15 protein-coding genes are annotated in these 17,063 nt (G+C 37.4%); 9 read left to right on the forward strand and 6 right to left on the reverse strand.

What is annotated here, in order from left to right; all coding sequences use genetic code 11:
• Positions 1–4: 4 nt before the first annotated feature.
• Genes EHQ43_RS03330 through EHQ43_RS03340 form a run of 3 tightly spaced genes read right to left on the reverse strand, consistent with a single transcriptional unit; the run spans position 5 to position 1,999 of the window.
• Positions 5–979 (reverse strand): KpsF/GutQ family sugar-phosphate isomerase, encoded by a 975-nt coding sequence (locus tag EHQ43_RS03330; RefSeq protein WP_135753954.1) that lies wholly within the window; start codon positions 977–979, stop codon positions 5–7.
• On the reverse strand, positions 976–1,515 hold the full coding sequence (locus EHQ43_RS03335; RefSeq protein ID WP_135740141.1) for a UpxY family transcription antiterminator: 540 nt from the start codon (positions 1,513–1,515) through the stop codon (positions 976–978). The genes EHQ43_RS03330 and EHQ43_RS03335 overlap by 4 nt, the downstream gene beginning before the upstream one ends.
• Positions 1,502–1,999, reverse strand: a complete 498-nt coding sequence (locus EHQ43_RS03340; RefSeq protein ID WP_244242623.1) for an LIC_10042 family TonB-like protein — start codon at positions 1,997–1,999, stop codon at positions 1,502–1,504. The genes EHQ43_RS03335 and EHQ43_RS03340 overlap by 14 nt, the downstream gene beginning before the upstream one ends.
• Before the next feature lie 59 nt (positions 2,000–2,058).
• Here EHQ43_RS03340 and aroC point away from each other — a divergent pair, with 59 nt between their 5' ends.
• The 8 genes from aroC (at position 2,059) to EHQ43_RS03380 (ending at position 9,770) form a co-directional block, all read left to right on the forward strand.
• Positions 2,059–3,195, forward strand: a complete 1,137-nt coding sequence (gene aroC, locus EHQ43_RS03345) for a chorismate synthase (protein WP_135740139.1) — start codon at positions 2,059–2,061, stop codon at positions 3,193–3,195.
• A 15-nt stretch (positions 3,196–3,210) separates the two neighbouring features.
• Entirely contained in the window at positions 3,211–3,951 is a 741-nt protein-coding gene (locus EHQ43_RS03350; protein WP_135740138.1) for a response regulator, read from the forward strand.
• A 54-nt stretch (positions 3,952–4,005) separates the two neighbouring features.
• Complete coding sequence (locus tag EHQ43_RS03355) at positions 4,006–5,454, forward strand: NADH-quinone oxidoreductase subunit G (protein ID WP_135770138.1); 1,449 nt, start codon at positions 4,006–4,008, stop codon at positions 5,452–5,454.
• Positions 5,441–5,968, forward strand: a complete 528-nt coding sequence (locus tag EHQ43_RS03360; RefSeq protein WP_135770139.1) for a NuoI/complex I 23 kDa subunit family protein — start codon at positions 5,441–5,443, stop codon at positions 5,966–5,968. Before EHQ43_RS03355 ends, EHQ43_RS03360 begins: the two co-directional genes overlap by 14 nt.
• Positions 5,969–6,317: 349 nt before the next feature.
• Positions 6,318–7,295 carry a hypothetical protein gene (locus tag EHQ43_RS03365; RefSeq protein WP_244242664.1) on the forward strand — a complete coding sequence of 326 codons (978 nt, stop codon included), beginning with the start codon at positions 6,318–6,320 and terminating at the stop codon, positions 7,293–7,295.
• 71 nt (positions 7,296–7,366) lie between these two features.
• On the forward strand, positions 7,367–8,581 hold the full coding sequence (locus tag EHQ43_RS03370; protein ID WP_135740135.1) for an acetyl-CoA C-acetyltransferase: 1,215 nt from the start codon (positions 7,367–7,369) through the stop codon (positions 8,579–8,581).
• Positions 8,582–8,903: 322 nt separating this feature from the next.
• Complete coding sequence (locus EHQ43_RS03375; protein ID WP_135740134.1) at positions 8,904–9,239, forward strand: Zn-ribbon domain-containing OB-fold protein; 336 nt, start codon at positions 8,904–8,906, stop codon at positions 9,237–9,239.
• 108 nt (positions 9,240–9,347) lie between these two features.
• Positions 9,348–9,770: a DUF1801 domain-containing protein gene (locus EHQ43_RS03380; protein WP_135770140.1), complete on the forward strand. Its 423-nt coding sequence runs from the start codon at positions 9,348–9,350 to the stop codon at positions 9,768–9,770.
• On the opposite strand, the gene EHQ43_RS03385 is transcribed toward EHQ43_RS03380, so the two are convergent.
• The 3 genes from EHQ43_RS03385 to EHQ43_RS03395 all read right to left on the reverse strand — a co-directional run bounded on the left by EHQ43_RS03385 (position 9,771) and on the right by EHQ43_RS03395 (position 16,542).
• Positions 9,771–11,990, reverse strand: a complete 2,220-nt coding sequence (locus EHQ43_RS03385; RefSeq protein ID WP_279631073.1) for an ATP-binding protein — start codon at positions 11,988–11,990, stop codon at positions 9,771–9,773. It abuts the gene before it with no gap.
• Positions 11,991–12,359: 369 nt separating this feature from the next.
• A complete protein-coding gene (locus tag EHQ43_RS03390) occupies positions 12,360–13,988 on the reverse strand; it encodes an alpha-glucosidase (RefSeq protein ID WP_135740131.1) in 1,629 nt (542 codons plus the stop codon).
• Between the two features lies 1 nt (position 13,989).
• Positions 13,990–16,542 carry a [protein-PII] uridylyltransferase family protein gene (locus EHQ43_RS03395; protein ID WP_135770142.1) on the reverse strand — a complete coding sequence of 851 codons (2,553 nt, stop codon included), beginning with the start codon at positions 16,540–16,542 and terminating at the stop codon, positions 13,990–13,992.
• A 30-nt stretch (positions 16,543–16,572) separates the two neighbouring features.
• On the opposite strand from EHQ43_RS03395, the gene EHQ43_RS03400 reads away from it, so the two are divergent.
• Positions 16,573–17,055 carry a hypothetical protein gene (locus EHQ43_RS03400; RefSeq protein ID WP_135753960.1) on the forward strand — a complete coding sequence of 161 codons (483 nt, stop codon included), beginning with the start codon at positions 16,573–16,575 and terminating at the stop codon, positions 17,053–17,055.
• Positions 17,056–17,063: the final 8 nt, after the last annotated feature.

Consider the following 17,063-nt stretch of genomic DNA (forward strand, 5'->3'; position numbering starts at 1 on the left):
GTGTTTATAATCCTTTTTGTAATAAATCGTGAAGTGAAATCATCCCAACAAAAGTTCCCTTTTCATCAACTACTGGAGCCACAGAAATTGGTCTTTCTCTTCCTTCCATTTTAATGAGAACATCATAAGCTTTTTCATTTGGTTGGAAACTATTGGGATTTGGATTCATCATTTCTTTTGCAGTCACATTCGGAGATAATGTGTGTTTGGTGAGATATTTTCGGATGTCGTAGTCTGTGATGAGACCAACAAGTTTAAAATTTCCATCCACAACACCTGTCGCACCAATTCCTTTTTCCGTGATTTCTTTTAAGATCACCTCAAGGTTAGCATCGATGGAAATGGAGGCATTTCGGTCTCCTTTTCTCATCACATCAGATAAATATAACGAAAGTCTCTTGCCTAATCGACCAGCAGGGTGGTACAAAGCGAAGTCATCGGCTTTAAATTCTTTTAATTCCATAAGAGCGACAGCAATGGCATCACCTAAAACAAGAGCAATGGTTGTACTGGAAGTAGGTGCAAGGTCTAAGGGACATGCTTCTTTTAATACAGGTGTGATAATAACCACATCCGATAGTTCCGCTAACTTTGATTTGGGGTTTGCTGTGATGCCAACAATCTTAGCTCCAATTTTTCGAAGAGTAGGTAGAATGTAATTGAGTTCTTCCGATTCACCACTTTTTCCTATGGCAAGGACAACATCGTCAGGGCCAACAATTCCAGAATCTCCGTGGGATGCATCTGTTGGGTGTAAAAAATAAGCAGATGTCCCGGTAGAAGAGAGAGTGTGGGAAATCTTTTTTGCTATATCACCTGATTTACCAACACCTGTGACAATTACCTTTCCATTTGATTTTAATATCAAATCGATACAATCCTTAATAGAAGGATCCAATTGCTCTCGGAAGTGAACAAGTGATGATATTTCATCATCTAAAGCTTGTTTGACGATTGATAACGTATCTTTTTTGATCATGTGATTAATTCCTCCCATGCCAAGTGATCGATGTTAATTTCATATGAGAAAATTGTCTCTACACCTGGAATTCGTAGTACAACAAGCGTTTTGTTTTTTACTTTTAGGATTTCCATTGTTTTGCCTCTAAATGAGCCTTCTATGATGCGAACCAATTTGCCTTTTTGTAATAATAATTCTGGGTTCATTTTTAATGATTCCGCATACTCTTGGAGCCCTTTTTCCAAGACATCCAAATCGTTTTGCTCCACAATTGCTGGTTGGCCTTTATGATAAACAAATTGTAGTGAACCAGGCAATTGTAGGACTTTATTTTTATCCTGCCAAAACACAATCTTCACAAAAATATATGAAGGCAAAATTGGAACATGGACCCATTTAAATCGATCTGTCCATTTTTTCCTTTCTTTTCGAATTGGTAAGTAGTTTTCAATATTGTACTTACGAAGGTGTTCACTTAGTTTTTTTTCTGCCCGAGGTTTGGTATAAACGATATACCAAGCACTTTCTTCGGAATGTGGATTAGTCTCGGACATCTAAACGGAACCTAATGGGTAAAACAAATTCTTTGCCTTTGGTGTATTGGAACTTCCATTCGGAAAGTTGTCGTCGCACCTGTTGATCAAAAACCGCATACCTACATGCCGTGACCACTGCAATTTTTTCCAAACTGCCATCTTCTTTCACGGAAAGTTGATACACACAATGATCTTCCAATTTTTGTTCCAATGCTAAACTGGGGTAACTGAGACAATTTTGGAATTCCGATATTTCATCTTCTGTGGTTTTGGTTCCATCGTTTGGAGAATGATTTGTTGGATTAGATTCCTTACTTTCTCCTATCCCGGTAGAAAATTGGAGTTGGAAAGTGGAAAAACTTCCACCTTCCTTGAGTTTGATGTGAGTCGAATCTATGTCACTTCGGTTGCCCAAAGCCAAATAAGATAAAATGATGAGGAGATGCACCCCAATGCTAAGGATGATCGCCTTATATTTGGGTCCTTCAAAGAGTAAATGCATTCCAAGTTCATGAAAAACTTTATTGGAGAGAATGCAATCTCCATTTTCATTGTCCGTATATGCCATCAAGTTGGGGAAAAATTTTTCGAGTATCGACCTATGGAGAGTCTCACGGAACATCCGTTGGAGTTGTAGTGGATGGAGTACCTGCTGGGCTTCCATTTCCTGAAGAAGAAATCCAAAAAGATCTAACACGCCGAAGACCTGGCCAAAATGATCTGACAACTCCGAGAGATGAAAAGGATCGAATGGTGGTTGAGTCTGGGGTGTTTGAAGGGAAAACCACAGGTAGTCCCATCCTCATGAAGGTGAACAACCAAAATACGATTGGCAGTGATTATGATGAGATGGCTCATGTATTCCGACCTTCTCATGCCGATTATACATATTCAGAAAAATATGGCCACAGAGCCCACGTAGGTGGTGGACGTTCGTCTGTTCGTGAAACCATTGGCAGAGTTGCAGCAGCTGGACTTGCCCGAGTGATTTTAGAAAACGAATTAGGAATTTCAACTGTAGGATTTGTAGACTCGATTGGACCAATTGACTCGAATATCACAGAAGATGAATACCCAATCTCTCGAGACATCGTGGACCAATTTCCTACACGTTGTCCAAAACCATCCACCAATGAGGAAATGGAAACACTCATCCGTAAACTTCGAGATGAAGGAGATTCCGTTGGTGGAGTTGTAAAAGTTGTGGTACGCAATCTTCCACCAGGACTAGGTGATCCCGTATACGACAAGTTAGACGCTGATTTAGCAAAAGCCATTTTATCGATTTCAGCTTGCAAAGGTTTTGAAGTTGGATCTGGATTCTCAGGTACTCGCCAAACTGGCAGTAAACACAACGATGAATTTTACATTGAAGAAGGAACTGGCAAAGTAAAAACGCGGACCAATCGTTCGGGAGGGATCCAAGGAGGAATTTCCAATGGGATGGATCTTGTGATCCGTGCTGCTTTTAAGCCAACCTCTACCATCAAAAAAGAACAAAAAACAGTTAACGACCAGAATAAAGAAACCATACTCAAAGCCAAAGGCCGTCACGATCCTTGTGTATTACCTAGAGCAGTTCCTATTGTGGAAGCAGTCGTGAACTTAGTGTTAGTTGATGCATACCTATACCAAAGAGCCCTTCAACCTAAATGGTTCATGAAGTATGCAAATTTAAACGCAATACCAAACCAATAGAGGAACTTGAAACGAATGAATACTCCCAAAGTTTATAAAGTTTTACTTTTAGAAGATGATGAGAGTAGCGCCAAACTTTTATTACATACATTAGAGAGATATAACTTTGATGTGACTCATGTTGTGGATGGGATGTCAGGACTTACCAAAGTTCGAAACAACAGTTATGATTTGGTGATTAGTGATGTGAATATGCCTTATTTGGATGGGATTAGTTTTCTCGAAAAAGGGAAGGACATGATAAAAATGACCCCTGTCATCATGTTAACAGCGGTCGGAGAAAAAGACCAAGTGAAACGTGCAGCCTTAAGCCATGTCACTGCCTATTTATTAAAGCCGATTGCGAACCAAGCGCTACTTGAAAAAATCGCTCAGGTTCTACAGCTAAGACCCGAAAACATCATCGATAAAAAGGCATTCCCTTTGCAGGTAAATGTCACTGAACTTTCCATTTCCCAGATGAAACTCGACATCAAAGGATGCCCGGGGAAAAAATCGACCGAAGAAATATACGACCGCTTTATGTTGACTCTGGCAGGTCGAGCTTCCTTTACCAATTTGAGAATCAATCTCGATAACACATTTTTTTATGAAGGACGAGCGTTACAAATTTTAGATGATTTGATCGCCAAAATTCTAAAACAGACCAATATCCGAGCCAGTTCCCTATTTGTAGATTCCGAATTTTTCTCCAATCATGTTGTGGACTTACAACCCTATACGTATCTATCCGAGGTAAATATAATTTCCAAATGAAGGTTTGACAAAATCAAAAGACCTAAGTCTAATCAAACCTAGGGGGTCTGTTCTTTGGTTAAGATAAAGATAGACGGAGTCGAATACGAAGTCGACGAAAAGAAAAACCTCATTGATGCAACAAAAGAAGTAGGAGTCGAAATTCCTTACTTCTGTTACCACCCAGCTCTGAGCATTGTCGGTATGTGCCGTATGTGCCTTATTGAGATTGAAGGGGTGCCGCGTTTACAAGCCGCATGTAATACTCCTGTAAAAGAGGGAATGGGTATCATTACAAAATCCGATCGTGTGAAAGAAGCACGAGCTGGTACAATGGAATTCCTTCTCGCCAATCATCCGTTAGACTGTCCCGTTTGTGATAAAGCTGGGGAATGTCGTTTGCAAGACAACGCCTTTGGATCAGGTACAGGTCATTCGCGTTTTGAATTCGAAAAACGAAATATCCCACAAGAAGAAATTGGAACCAATCTTATCATCAACCACAATCGATGTATTGTTTGTTATCGATGTGTTCGCTTTGAAGAAGAAAAAGTGGGAGAATCAAACCTTGGTCTTTTTGAAAGAGGAAATCATTCCATCATTGGCCTTGCAAAATCAGAACCGATAGCTCACAACTACCAAGGAGCACTTGCAGACATTTGTCCAGTAGGTGCTTTACTCAATAACAAAACACTTTTTAAATCACGTGTTTGGTGGTACAAATCACACAAATCCGTTTGTCACGGTTGTTCTACAGGTTGTAATGTAACAACGAATGTGCGAGATAACAAAATGTATCGTTACATGGTGCGTGAAAACTTTGAACAAGGAATGTTTTTTCTTTGTGACAAAGGTCGATTTGATATTGATTGGATGAATGAAAATCGTTTGTTTAGTTATTTGGAAAATGGTAAAAATTCCACATCACAAGTTGTGGTTTCCAAAATCGTTGATCGATTGAAAGAAGCCAAATCAATCGCAGTTCTCGGTGGTGCTCACGAATCCAACGAAACCTTGGAAGCACTCAAACAAAATTTGCAAACGCTCTCACGTGAGTTAGGTGGGAAATCTATCCAATGGGAAACACGTGTGACGGATGCACAAAATAAAGAAACCGAACAAGTAGACTTTTTACTTACAAAAGACAATCACCCGAATACAATGGGTGCTATTGACTTAGGGCTTACCACACCATCTGGGATTTCAGGGATTGTTTCTGCGGTAAAACAAGGATCAATTGATTTGGTGATCCTTTTAAAAGAAGCTATTCCTGATGGCATAGATCCAAACAAAGTCATCTGTTTCGATACAAATTTGACGGTTGCTGCGAAGAGCGCAAGTTTGGCGGCTCCTATTCAAATTTTTTGTGAAACAGAAGGAAGTTTTACCAATAAAAACGGCCTCAAACAAAACTTTGAAAAATCAATGAATCCGATCCAAGGGTTGTTAACTTCTGCCGGAGTAGTCGAACTCATTCTAAGCACGATGGCAAAAAAAATGGAGGCATCCGTTGGGAACCGTTAATGTCGTCAACGTAGCCAAAAAACACCAGTTTTCTTGGTATGAAAAATTTTACTTTTGGTCAATCGGCAAAGGCCTTTGGATCACTCTCAAACATTTTGTGAAGGTTGCGTTCTTTAACAAACAAGTCACAATTGAATATCCAGACAAAAAACGTAAGTATTCCACACGGTTTCGTGGGATGCACTCAATGAAACGTGATGAACAAGGCCGTGAAAGGTGTACAGCATGTTTTTGTTGTATGTGGATTTGCCCTGCGAACGCAATTCACATCGAAGCAGCAGAAGTTCCATCAGAACGCCAACACCTTCACCCTGAAGATAAGTTTGCTAAAAAATTTGAAATCAATTTGCTACGTTGCATCTTTTGTGGGTTATGCGAAGAAGCTTGTCCAAAAGGAGCCATTTATTTGGATGGAACTGGTGAGATGGCAGCTGACAACCGGGAAGATTTGTTTTTAACCAAAGAAAGGATGATGGAAAAAACAGGTGGTCCCATCCTCGGGCAAAGGAATTAAAATTCTTAGCTCCAAACAAATCAATAACCCGGCTTTGTATTTTCGAAATACATCCGGGTTTTTTATTTAAGTATTTCATTCTAGTATTGTGTTCTCTAAATTTTTCCCTTACCTAGCGAAACGAGTTCGTATCCATTTAACTTCAAATGAATTGAATCGCTCTTTTTCCTTCATACAGGACCGATGGAACTCCAAAAGTTTTTTTCAGATTAGTAGGAACTTAATCCTTCTGATCTTTGGTTCTGTTATGAATTTGTTGTTTCGAAGTGAAGGAAGTAAACGGATAAATGTTTTGTTTGCTTTAAAGTTTCCGTTCTCTTGGAGAGTTTTGATCTTTATATTTTTCTTTATGTCATACTTTGGAATGAGTATTGGGTTTGTATCTACTTTGGAAGCAGAAACAACCATCATTGAAAATGAAGAGGATGAAAAACGTGTTTTAGAAAACCATGCGTTTGAAAAATTACGTTTCGGTCTTGCCAATCACATCCATTATTATAAAGTCAAAAAAACAAAAAATACCGTCGTAGAACAGAGGTCAGGTCGTAAACGTTTGTATGATCATAATTTGATTTTACGATCGATTTTTCGGAATCGCATTTTACACCACAAGTATGGATCCATCGGACGCCTGCTAGATGGTGCTAGTTTTATTGATTTTGGAAGCGCAATCCTTTATGAAGAAGGTGCCGTCACTGTCAGAGATTTGTATGAAGACCAGTTCCTCACTCGATACATCAAAAAAATTGTCGCAACCGATATCAATGATCCTGAATACGATCACACTCGTTATATCGAAATTCATTTCACAGAACGAGATCCCTTTCCTTTTGCCTTTAATGAAATTCCTTACCGATTGGATGACCCTTCATACATTCGTATTTTAACAAAACTTTATACACCAAGTGAATTTTCGCCTGTGATCTTTCGGAGCACCAATTCTGGACCTGATTTATTTTACACTGTCGAAGAAATGAAGGAACATTTTCGATCAGTTTTGGATGCAAATCCTCATAGAACCATTTTGTATTTTTTCAATCGTTACATTTTCTTCCGAACACCTTGCGAATCCAAATTCCAACTGATAGGAACCATCGACGAGAAGGTAGGGGTGAACCATAGTTTTAGCGCCTGGCGGTATGTGGACTGGAACAAAAGGGAATTTTCGGAAGCAATTGAACCTAATTTTCGGTACATTCGAATTGCGGATGAACGGAATGAGAGCAAAGCAGATAAGTTTGATGCGATGATTTCGGGGTATTCTTGCCAATTCCAAGCGAAATTGAAGTACTACCGTCACAAATTCACAAAAACTATGACGAAATGATGATTTTTTTACTTTTCTTGTGAGGCGAACTCTGTACGTTTTTCCTAGAACACCCAGAGAGAGGTAAACCCATGGGGAATTCCTATATTATTGATGCTGTCCGAACTCCGAGAGGAAAGGGCAAAAAACGCGGGACACTTGCATCCGTCCACCCACAAGAATTAGCTGCTGCCACATTAAAAGCCATCCAAACCCGAACAGGAATCGATCCAAAAACGGTTGAAGAAGTTGTAATGGGTTGTGTTTCCCAAGTTGCTGACCAAGCTGCTTGTATCGCACGTTATGCGGTTATGGCGGCACATTGGCCAAAAGATGTTCCTGGTTATACAGTTAACCGTTTTTGCGGATCTGGATTACAAGCCCTTAACAACGTAGCAAACCATGTTGCTTCTGGAGCAATGGAAATTGGCGTTGGTGGTGGAGTTGAATCCATGAGCCGTGTGAAAATGGGTGATGATATGATCGGTCGTGATTTTAACGTTGGTAACGATAAAATTGCTGCCCATTACAATCTAGTTCCACAAGGGATCTCTGCTGACTTAATCGCAACAAAGTATGATATTTCTCGTGAAGAAGCAGATCGTTTTGCAGAATCTTCTCAACAAAAAGCACATGCTGCGATCCAAAACGGATATTTCAAAAAATCTGTGATCCCAATTACTTTGGATGATGGAACTGTTGTTACGGAAGAAGAAAATCCAAGGATTGAATCTGATTATGCTTTCCTTTCAAGTCTTGGTCCTGTATTCAAAACGATCGGAGAAAAAGAACTCGATGCAATTGCACTTCGTTCTTACCCAGAAGTGAAAAAAATCAATCATATCCATACACTTGGTAACTCATCTGGTATCGTGGATGGTGCTGCTGCGATTTTAGTAACCAATGATGATGGATTAAAAAAATACGGTTTAAAACCCCGTGCAAAAATCCTTGCAACAGTAGCAACTGGTGAAGACCCAACCATCATGTTAACTGGTCCTGTTTCTGCTTCACAAAAAGCATTGAAACAAGCAGGACTTAGTGTAAAAGACATTGACCTTTGGGAAATCAACGAAGCATTCGCCTCTGTTGTGTTATACGTAAAGAAAACACTCGGAATCGATGAATCCAAAATCAATGTGAACGGTGGAGCGATTGCTCTTGGACACCCACTCGGAGCAACAGGTGCAATCCTGACAGGAACTGTACTTGACGAGTTGGAAAGAAGAGACCTTCGTTACGGCCTCATCACTCTTTGTATTGGTGGTGGTATGGGAATTGCGACAATCATTGAAAGATTGAAGTAAGTTAAGACCAAAAATTCTTATAAAAGCGCGTTTAGATTCCCAGGGGGATGTAAACGCGCTTCGTTTATTATCCATCCTTAGAATTACATTTCTTAATTCCATCCATTGCCTGAAGCGATTTGACGTGTTGCGTTTAACACTCAAATGTCGACATGCATAAATTGAAGCCATGGACAGAGCTTTAATTCAATGCTGATTTAATAGTAATGCCTATAAATCGCACTCGATGGTGGGCTTATCGTTTACCTACAAACGGCGATTTTAACCCGGTTCGGTTTTTTTACGTATTGCATTTATTTCACAAAAAAATGAGTAATGTCCTATGAACGTAACAGAGACTTTGCCTGGCACTCACTGCAAACAATGTAACTTTAAGGTGGCAGAGGTAGTACAAAGTTGTCCTTCCTGCGGAAGTGAATCCGTAGAAATGATAGATTTAAAGCACAATGGAATCATTCATTCTTTTACTGTAGTTTATGTTGGTTTTGGGCATATGGCCGACCGTGCCCCTTATGTGTTAGCGATAGTCCAAACGGAAGAACATGTAAAACTCACTACTGTGATTGAAGATGTAACGGACTTTAGTACGGTAAAAATTGGTGATAAAGTTCGATTCAAAAACGTGGATCCAAAGATCGGCCCTGTATTTCACTATTAGAGTTTTGTATCCAGGTCGACTCTCCATGACTTATCTTAATTGATTATTTGGACTCGGAATTTTGCAGTGAAAAGTCATTAGATAAAGCACAAGTAAACACTTCTTCCTATGAAACCAAATTCAAAAGCCAAACAAAAATTTCCCATCCCTTCAGAACCTCTTACCTCTTATTACTTTAATTTAACGCCCGTAATGTTAGATAATGTTATGGAAATTCGCAATTGGATTTACGAAATCTCACAGTCGAATGATCAAATTGGTGAGATCGAAGAGTGTTTGAAGTGGGGCCAACCCAGTTTTCTAACACCGAAAACAAAATCGGGTTCCACCATACGAATTGGTAAGGTGAGTGATTCGGAATATGCGCTCTACTTTAATTGTAAAACTACCATTGCCCAGGAAATTGCAAATGAATTTCCGGAATTAAAATGTGATGGAAAAAGGGCTTTGTACTTTGCAATAGACCAAAAACTGTCCAAAACTAAAGTTATTGTTTGTTTGAAAAAAGCCTTGTTGTATCATAAAAGATAATTAATGGAGAATTTCTAAAAACTTATCAATAAGATTATTCTTAGTTACTGGCTTAGATAAAAAACCATTAAACCCAGCCTCTGAAATTTCATATTGTTCTTCTATAGTAACGTTCGCAGTGAAAGCAACAATGGGCGTAAAATGAAGTCGATTCGAATCTATTTTTCTGAAAATTTTAATCAAATCAAATCCATTCAAGTTGGGCATTTGGATATCCATAAGAACTATATCAAATACTTCAGCGTCAAATATTGATATTGCATCATATCCGCCGGAAGAAAGAACAATATTTGGAATCTGTTTTTCTAAGAATTTTTTTACAATCATTAGATTTTCTTGAACATCATCGATAATAAGGAGCTTCAATTCTTGAAATTGAATTTTAGGTTGGATCGATGCAGGACTGCCATTAAGAGTTGGATTTACCAATTCGAGAGGAATATTGAAAGTAAATTTTGATCCTACTCCTAATTGGCTTTCAACGGATATTTTTCCATTCATTAGTTCGACAAGTTTCTTAGATATTGCTAATCCTAAACCAGTACCTCTTTGAAATAATTGATTTGATTCATGAGCTTGGTAGAATCGAACAAACAGATTACTCATCTTTTCTTCAGTCATTCCAATTCCAGAATCAGTAACTTCAAAAACGAAAATATGGTTTGGTTCATAAGTTACTTTTAAAGAAATATTTCCTTCTAATGTAAATTTGAAAGAATTACTCAGTAGGTTAAAGAGTATTTGAGAAATTCGATTCGAATCTCCTTTTACGTTGAGTGGAACGTTATCTTCGATCTTTACTTCAAATTTCAAAGACGTACCTTTTGTTTTGAATTGAAAGATTTTATTTAAATCATTGATTAAGTCATCAATTCGAAATTCTATAGAATCAATCGATAGGTAACCTTGTTCCAATTTTGACAGATCTAAAACGTCGTTCAATACATTGAGCAATGTTTTATTAGCGATATTGAATATGGTCACATATTCTTTTTGATCTGGAGTTAGAGTTGATTCGTCTAAAAGCTGAGCCATACCTGATATTATATTCATAGGTGTTCGAATTTCGTGACTCATATTTGCTAAAAATTCATTTCGTGCTTTTACTGATTTTTCCATTCTAATAATAGCTAGATTAAGTTCTTCTGTTCTTTCGAGAACTTTTGATTCCAGCTTTTCATTGAATAATGTTAATTCATTCGTCAGTTTTTCGTTTATTTTATAGGATTCGGAATGACGGATGGCAAGAATGATACCTTGAGTGAAGATCATAAATATCAAACCGTATGAAGCAGTGAATGGAAGATGGATTTTCTCTTGAATGATCATCATGTCAATAATTATTGTAAATAAAGCGACAAACATACTTCCGAGCGAAATCCAAGAATGTTTTATTTTTTTATAAATCGCAAAAATATTCAATGCTATCGTGATAAAACTAAAAAGCAAAACAATATATTGAAAATGTAATACAGTCAGACTGATTCCTATCGTATCTGAAAATAGCGCATAGATAAAATAAATCGAAGAAACTATATAGCCGATTAGTATCAGATATTTTTTATAAAGATATTGTATTGGGATAGAGAAAAAATGAAGAGCTATGCTTGGTGCAAAATACATTGCAGTATATTCCAACAATAAAAAGAATTTATAATCTCCATCAGGATAAATTTCTCTTAAAATTTGTTCATTCTGGACGAATGCTCTTGAAAGCAAAATAAAGCAAAGAATAGAGAAGACCAAACTAGAACGGTCAGATTTTCTAATTAAAAAATAAAAAAAATAATAAAGACCAATAATAAACAATACACTAATAGAGAATAGGTCTGAATTTCGTCTTTGATTGGAAATGGAATCGATCGCACTTGGTAGTCCTAAATAGATTGGCCTACCGATTCCACCGACTCTATGTTCGAAATTCGATTCGTGAATTACTATGTTTAGAATGTCTGAATTTGGATAAATATATCCGATAGATGGTGCATGAACATTTTTTGATGTTTCTTTCGTGGTTCCGAATTTTCCTACGGATTGAGTTAAAATACCATTAACAAAAATATCATAAGCACCTGCGTGATAATCTGCTCGAAGTGATAGTATTCGATTGGTCCATTGACTTGGTAACTTTACTTGAAGAAAATATGTTCCAAATCCAGTACTTCCAATTTTTTTTTCTTTAATGACTTTTTGATTCCAGGATCCAGGGACTTGAATCATTTCAAAATCGACATTATTGTTTAATAGGTCTTTTTCATTTTTATATTCATTCCAAATGAAAGCCCACTCTCCCTTTAAAGTTACTAAATCATTTTTTTTTTCTAAATTTTGTATTTTCGATAAATCGATATATCCTTTTTTGGCAACTGTCAAATTGGAATGATCATTTGAAATCTTACACTGACATAAGAAGAAAAAAGAAACGAAAATTGTAAACAAAACAGCGATAGTTCGTTTTTGACTGAGCACTTCTCTTATTAATTTACCTACGAATAATTTTATGTCTAGTCGAAATATTTACATTCCTTGAAAGTTCAACAAATCAATGTTTGGTAATTGCTTAAAATTGAAGAAAGTTAATTAAAAACTTTAATTTCCAAAAATGACTGCTTCGTTCGGCATCAAAATTAAATCACCTGTATCCAGTTCCTTATTTAGTTCAAAGGAAGCACTTCGATTTTTGGAACTAAATAAAATTTGGTTGAGTGTCCATTTCCTTGGATACGAAACACTAACTGGTTTAGACGAAAAGTTCAAAAAGATATAGGTTTCTTCTTTACCTTCTCTCCTTCTGTAGTATAAGGCTTGTTTGTCGGCACTTAATAAGATTTTCAATTTTCCTTTTCGCAAGGATTTGCGATCTTTACGAATTTGGATTAGTTTTTTATAAGTATAAAAAAGAGAATCTGGATTTTGTTTTTGTGATTCCACATTGACTGTCTTTGCCTCAGCATACAGAGGTAGCCATGGAGTTCCATTGGTAAATCCCGTGGACTCTGACCCATCCCAAGGCATCGGGATTCTTTCTGGATCACGGCCGGGATGGAATGGCCAATATCGTTTTCCCACAGGGTCTTGAATTTTGTTAAACGGAACTTTTTGGCGTTTCATTCCGATTTCTTCACCATAATACAGAAAAGGTGTTCCTCTTAAAGTTAACATCATACAGGCGGCAAGCCTTGCACGATCTAAAGTATGTTCGCCTTTTTCGTAGCGAGTGATATGACGAGGGAAGTCATGGTTGGATAATGTATAATTGGGCCAGTTATCTTCCCCTAATGCTGATTCAAAATCTTTGACAATTTGGAAAAATCGTTCTGCTTTCCAAGATGAAAATAAAAACATAAAATTAAATGCAAGATGGAGTTCATCATTGCGGCCACAATACGTGGCAGGAAGCAAAACATTTCCAGGGAAATCCTGCATGATTTCACCAACAAACATTCGTTTTTCGGAATATGAGTCCAAAAGTTTTCGCATTCGTCGTAAGATACCATGCATTTCCGGTCGGTCACGGTCGTAAGTATGTACTTGTTTGTCGTAAGGCCTAGGACCTTTCATAAAATAAGAAGCATTGTTTCGAAAGAATTCATCTTTCACATATAAATTAACAACATCCAATCGAAACCCATCAACTCCCATATCAAGCCAATACTTCATCATACGAAAAATGGCGTCTTCCACATCCGGGTTACGCCAATTGAGATCAGGTTGTTCTTTTAAAAAAGAATGGAAATAATATTCACCAGTTCGTTTGTCATATTCCCATCCAGAACCCCCAAAAGCACCCAACCAATTGTTAGGTGGACCATTATTGCTTGGTTCTTTCCAAATGTACCAATCACGTTTAGGACTGTTAACGGATGATCTGGATTCAACGAACCATGGATGTAAGTGTGATGTATGGTTGACGACCAAATCCATAATAATACGGATTCCTCGTTTGTGTGCTTCCTTTAACAAACGTTTAAACGATTGAATGGTTCCGAATACTGGATCAATTTCTTCGTAATCCGAAATGTCATATCCAAAATCAAACATTGGAGACGGATAAACAGGAGATAACCAAATCGCATCAATGCCAAGAGAATCTTTGGAACCAGCTAAATAATCTAATCGTTCGGTAATTCCATCTAAATCACCAATTCCATCACCATTAGAATCTTGGAAACTACGTGGATAAATTTGATAGATGACTGCTTCTTTCCACCATGCCATATTAAAAACTAATCTCCATGATACCTTGGTTTTCTTTCACTCTTGCAACTGAAAGAATTTTTTCTTTGATTGCAAGAAGTAGGCCTGTATCTTCTATTTTTTTACCATTTTTAGTTTGGATGTGAAATGAGTCATATGCAAAATCAGCACTGGTTGAGATTCTAACAAAGATTACTTCCAATTCAAAATCGATTAATGTTTTTAAAATTCGATACACTAACCCGATAGAGTCGGGAACTCTCACTTCTAAAACAGAATACGTATCCGATAAGTCATTTGCAAACTTTACTAATTCTTCCACCATTCCATCTGGAATTTGAGGTAATGTTTTCCAGATATTGGTAGTGGAAGCTAAGTCTTCAATGTTTACAGCACCTTCGATACACTGGCCAAGAGTGGTTTCAATTTCGTTTATTTGTGGTTCGGCGATTTCCCCACTTCCAAATTCATCTGTGATTTGTGCCTGCAAAATTAGATGTTCGTTGTTTGTGCGAAAAAGTCTAAGTCCCACCAAACTGAGCCCAAGTGAGGAAATAATTCCTGATAAATACAATAACATCCGTTTGTCAGCATTCGCAAAAATTGATAAAGTTACAAAAGCAGGTTCTTTTTCCCAGATCAATCGAAAAGGTGAGCCTGACCGAATCCATTCATGTAATAGAATAAAATGTTTGTACACTCTTCGTGGAGTATTGTAATTCAAATAAGAACTTGGTCGAATTTGCATCCCAAAGTTTACGATTTGTTCCGTTTGTTCAGATGTGAGACCTTCTTTTTCAACTAAGTATGTTTCTAAAGTTGTTTCGATCCTTTCCTGAGTATCAGAAACATTGGTTTTGTTTTGTAAGTAAGTGAGTGTTGAAGTGAATAAGAAATGTAAAATTTCTTTTTTCCAATTGGTGAGGATGGATTGACCAACCGATTTTGTATCTATAATAGTCAGAACATATAATAAACGTAATGTGTTTTGGTTCGAAAATTGTTTTGCAAACGATGAAATGAGGTTTGGATCGTAGATATCTCGTTTGGAAGAAAGTTCAGACATGATGATATGTTCTGCGACTAAAAAACGTAAAAGTTCTGTATCTTCTTCTGATAAACGGAATCTTTCTGCAATGATGAGAGCAAGTTCTGCTCCGTATTGTGAATGGTCCCCTTCTTTTACTTTCCCTGCATCGTGAATGAGGATGGCAAGTGCCAGAATTTCAATCTTTTCACAGAGATTAAATACTTCTTGGACTTGAGGGTCTTCCCATAAATCAGCAATCAAAACATCTAATTCTCGTAAGATGAGCAATGTATGTTCGTCGACTGTGTATTGGTGGTGGTAACTAAACAATGGAAAGTTGGTACATGCGCCAAATTCAGGAATCAGTTTCCCTAACACATTACATTCATGCATTAAGGTAAGAGTATGGCCTATTCGTTTTTTATGGCGAAGCATTCCTAAAAAACAATCTAGTACAGACTTTTGATTTTTAAAATCATCATCCAAAAAATGAGAAGCAAAACGAATTTCGTTTAAATCGATTCGCGATGGTTCTTCTTCGTTCTTTTGGGACTCTGCAAAAAAATGGATGATGTCATCATAAAGTGTATCTGGATTGGAAAGTTCTTTGTGGATACGTTTTTTGTTGAGATTGGTTTTTTCATCTAAATAGGTTCCAATATAAAAGTAAACATCCTTTTGTGCTTTGTAAAATTGGCTCATAAATCGTTCTAAGGTTTTGATTTCGTTTTTTGGACCAAATCCTAAGAACTCGGCCACTTCCGCTTGTAATCCCAAATCCAATCTGTCATTTTTGCGTCCGCTTATGATGTGTAAGGCGGATCTTGTTAAGAGCAAAAAATCATAAGCTGACAAAAGGGTTAAACTGTCCCCGATCAAATAAAAATCAAAAATTCCTCCATCAGCACTGTCAGCAAGTGGATTTGTTTTTTCGATCCAATACATTTGTTGGATGTCACGTAAACCTAAAGGATCGTTTTTAATATTGGGTTCAGATAAAAGAATAGGATTGTAGGAGTTGATGATTCTTTCTCTGAGATAAGAGAGTTTCCATTCATTGTATTCCTTAATGGTTTTTTCAGGAATTTTTCCAAGAAAATCTGTTTTGAATTTTTGAAACAAAACTTCGGACCCAACTAAAAATCGTGCGTCAAGAACTGCATGGTAGGTTTCAATTTGGTTTAAGTATAAAAATGATTCTTTGATAGTGCGGCAACTATGTCCCACTTCCTTATCATTGTTATAGAGGAAGGTATTGATTTTGGAAATGATTTCACTTAAAACTTTGTCAGAAAGTTTCCCATCATGAAGGTACAATATATCAATATCAGAATAAGGGGCAAGTTCCCGCCTTCCATAACCTCCAACGGCGATGAGGCAGAGATGGTCTTTGGTGGGATTTCCATTGGACACTTCCATAAAAACTTGTCGTAAGGAATCATCTACAAGGTTACTCAGCTGGCGGGTAAATAACCTACCTGAAGATACAGTTTTGGCTTTTGGAAAGGTACGTTGCAGTTTTGCCTTGAGTTCTGATTTCAACATGTAAAGATAACCTTATTGGACAACTTTAACATGAATCCGAAGATTAAAATCACAATTCAGTTTATTTTCAGCCATCTTTTGGCTTATCTCTTGGTCTCCATCCCTTACTTTCAATTGGTGATGAAAGGGTATTATGAAGGTGATTCTGCTGTCTTCCCTTTATTTTTAGTCACTTCAGTTGATGGTGCAGCCTGGACACGGGCAATGACTTGGCTTTTACCAGCGTTAATTTTCCAAGCCTTGTTAATGGTTAGTTTTATCCATATCATTTGGGATTGGTTCCAAACACAAAGTTTCAGCAAACAAATGTTTGTACTCGTATGGATGCGCACTGTCATAGGTGGCCTTGCAGCAATTTCACCGGCTGTAGGGAGTTTGGAAGGAATGGTATTTATGATTTCTGAAATTACATTTTCCATCCATCTTTACGTGTTATTTGAAATATTTTTGCAATCATTGGTTCAGGCAGGAATTTTTCTTTGGTTTGTGAGAAGGGCATCAGAGCAGAAGTAGATGTTCAT

This window comes from Leptospira bouyouniensis, assembly GCF_004769525.1.
Lineage (GTDB): Bacteria > Spirochaetota > Leptospiria > Leptospirales > Leptospiraceae > Leptospira_A > Leptospira_A bouyouniensis.

Coding starts and splice junctions, on each gene's coding strand:
- EHQ43_RS03330 (WP_135753954.1), bottom strand. CDS start 979: ATGATCAAAAAAGATACGTTATCAATCGTCAAACAAGCTTTAGATGAT.
- EHQ43_RS03335 (WP_135740141.1), bottom strand. CDS start 1,515: ATGTCCGAGACTAATCCACATTCCGAAGAAAGTGCTTGGTATATCGTT.
- EHQ43_RS03340 (WP_244242623.1), bottom strand. CDS start 1,999: ATGCATTTACTCTTTGAAGGACCCAAATATAAGGCGATCATCCTTAGC.
- aroC (WP_135740139.1), top strand. CDS start 2,059: ATGCCATCAAGTTGGGGAAAAATTTTTCGAGTATCGACCTATGGAGAG.
- EHQ43_RS03350 (WP_135740138.1), top strand. CDS start 3,211: ATGAATACTCCCAAAGTTTATAAAGTTTTACTTTTAGAAGATGATGAG.
- EHQ43_RS03365 (WP_244242664.1), top strand. CDS start 6,318: ATGTCATACTTTGGAATGAGTATTGGGTTTGTATCTACTTTGGAAGCA.
- EHQ43_RS03370 (WP_135740135.1), top strand. CDS start 7,367: ATGGGGAATTCCTATATTATTGATGCTGTCCGAACTCCGAGAGGAAAG.
- EHQ43_RS03375 (WP_135740134.1), top strand. CDS start 8,904: ATGAACGTAACAGAGACTTTGCCTGGCACTCACTGCAAACAATGTAAC.
- EHQ43_RS03380 (WP_135770140.1), top strand. CDS start 9,348: ATGAAACCAAATTCAAAAGCCAAACAAAAATTTCCCATCCCTTCAGAA.
- EHQ43_RS03385 (WP_279631073.1), bottom strand. CDS start 11,990: ATGATTCAAGTCCCTGGATCCTGGAATCAAAAAGTCATTAAAGAAAAA.
- EHQ43_RS03390 (WP_135740131.1), bottom strand. CDS start 13,988: ATGGCATGGTGGAAAGAAGCAGTCATCTATCAAATTTATCCACGTAGT.
- EHQ43_RS03395 (WP_135770142.1), bottom strand. CDS start 16,542: ATGTTGAAATCAGAACTCAAGGCAAAACTGCAACGTACCTTTCCAAAA.
- EHQ43_RS03400 (WP_135753960.1), top strand. CDS start 16,573: ATGAATCCGAAGATTAAAATCACAATTCAGTTTATTTTCAGCCATCTT.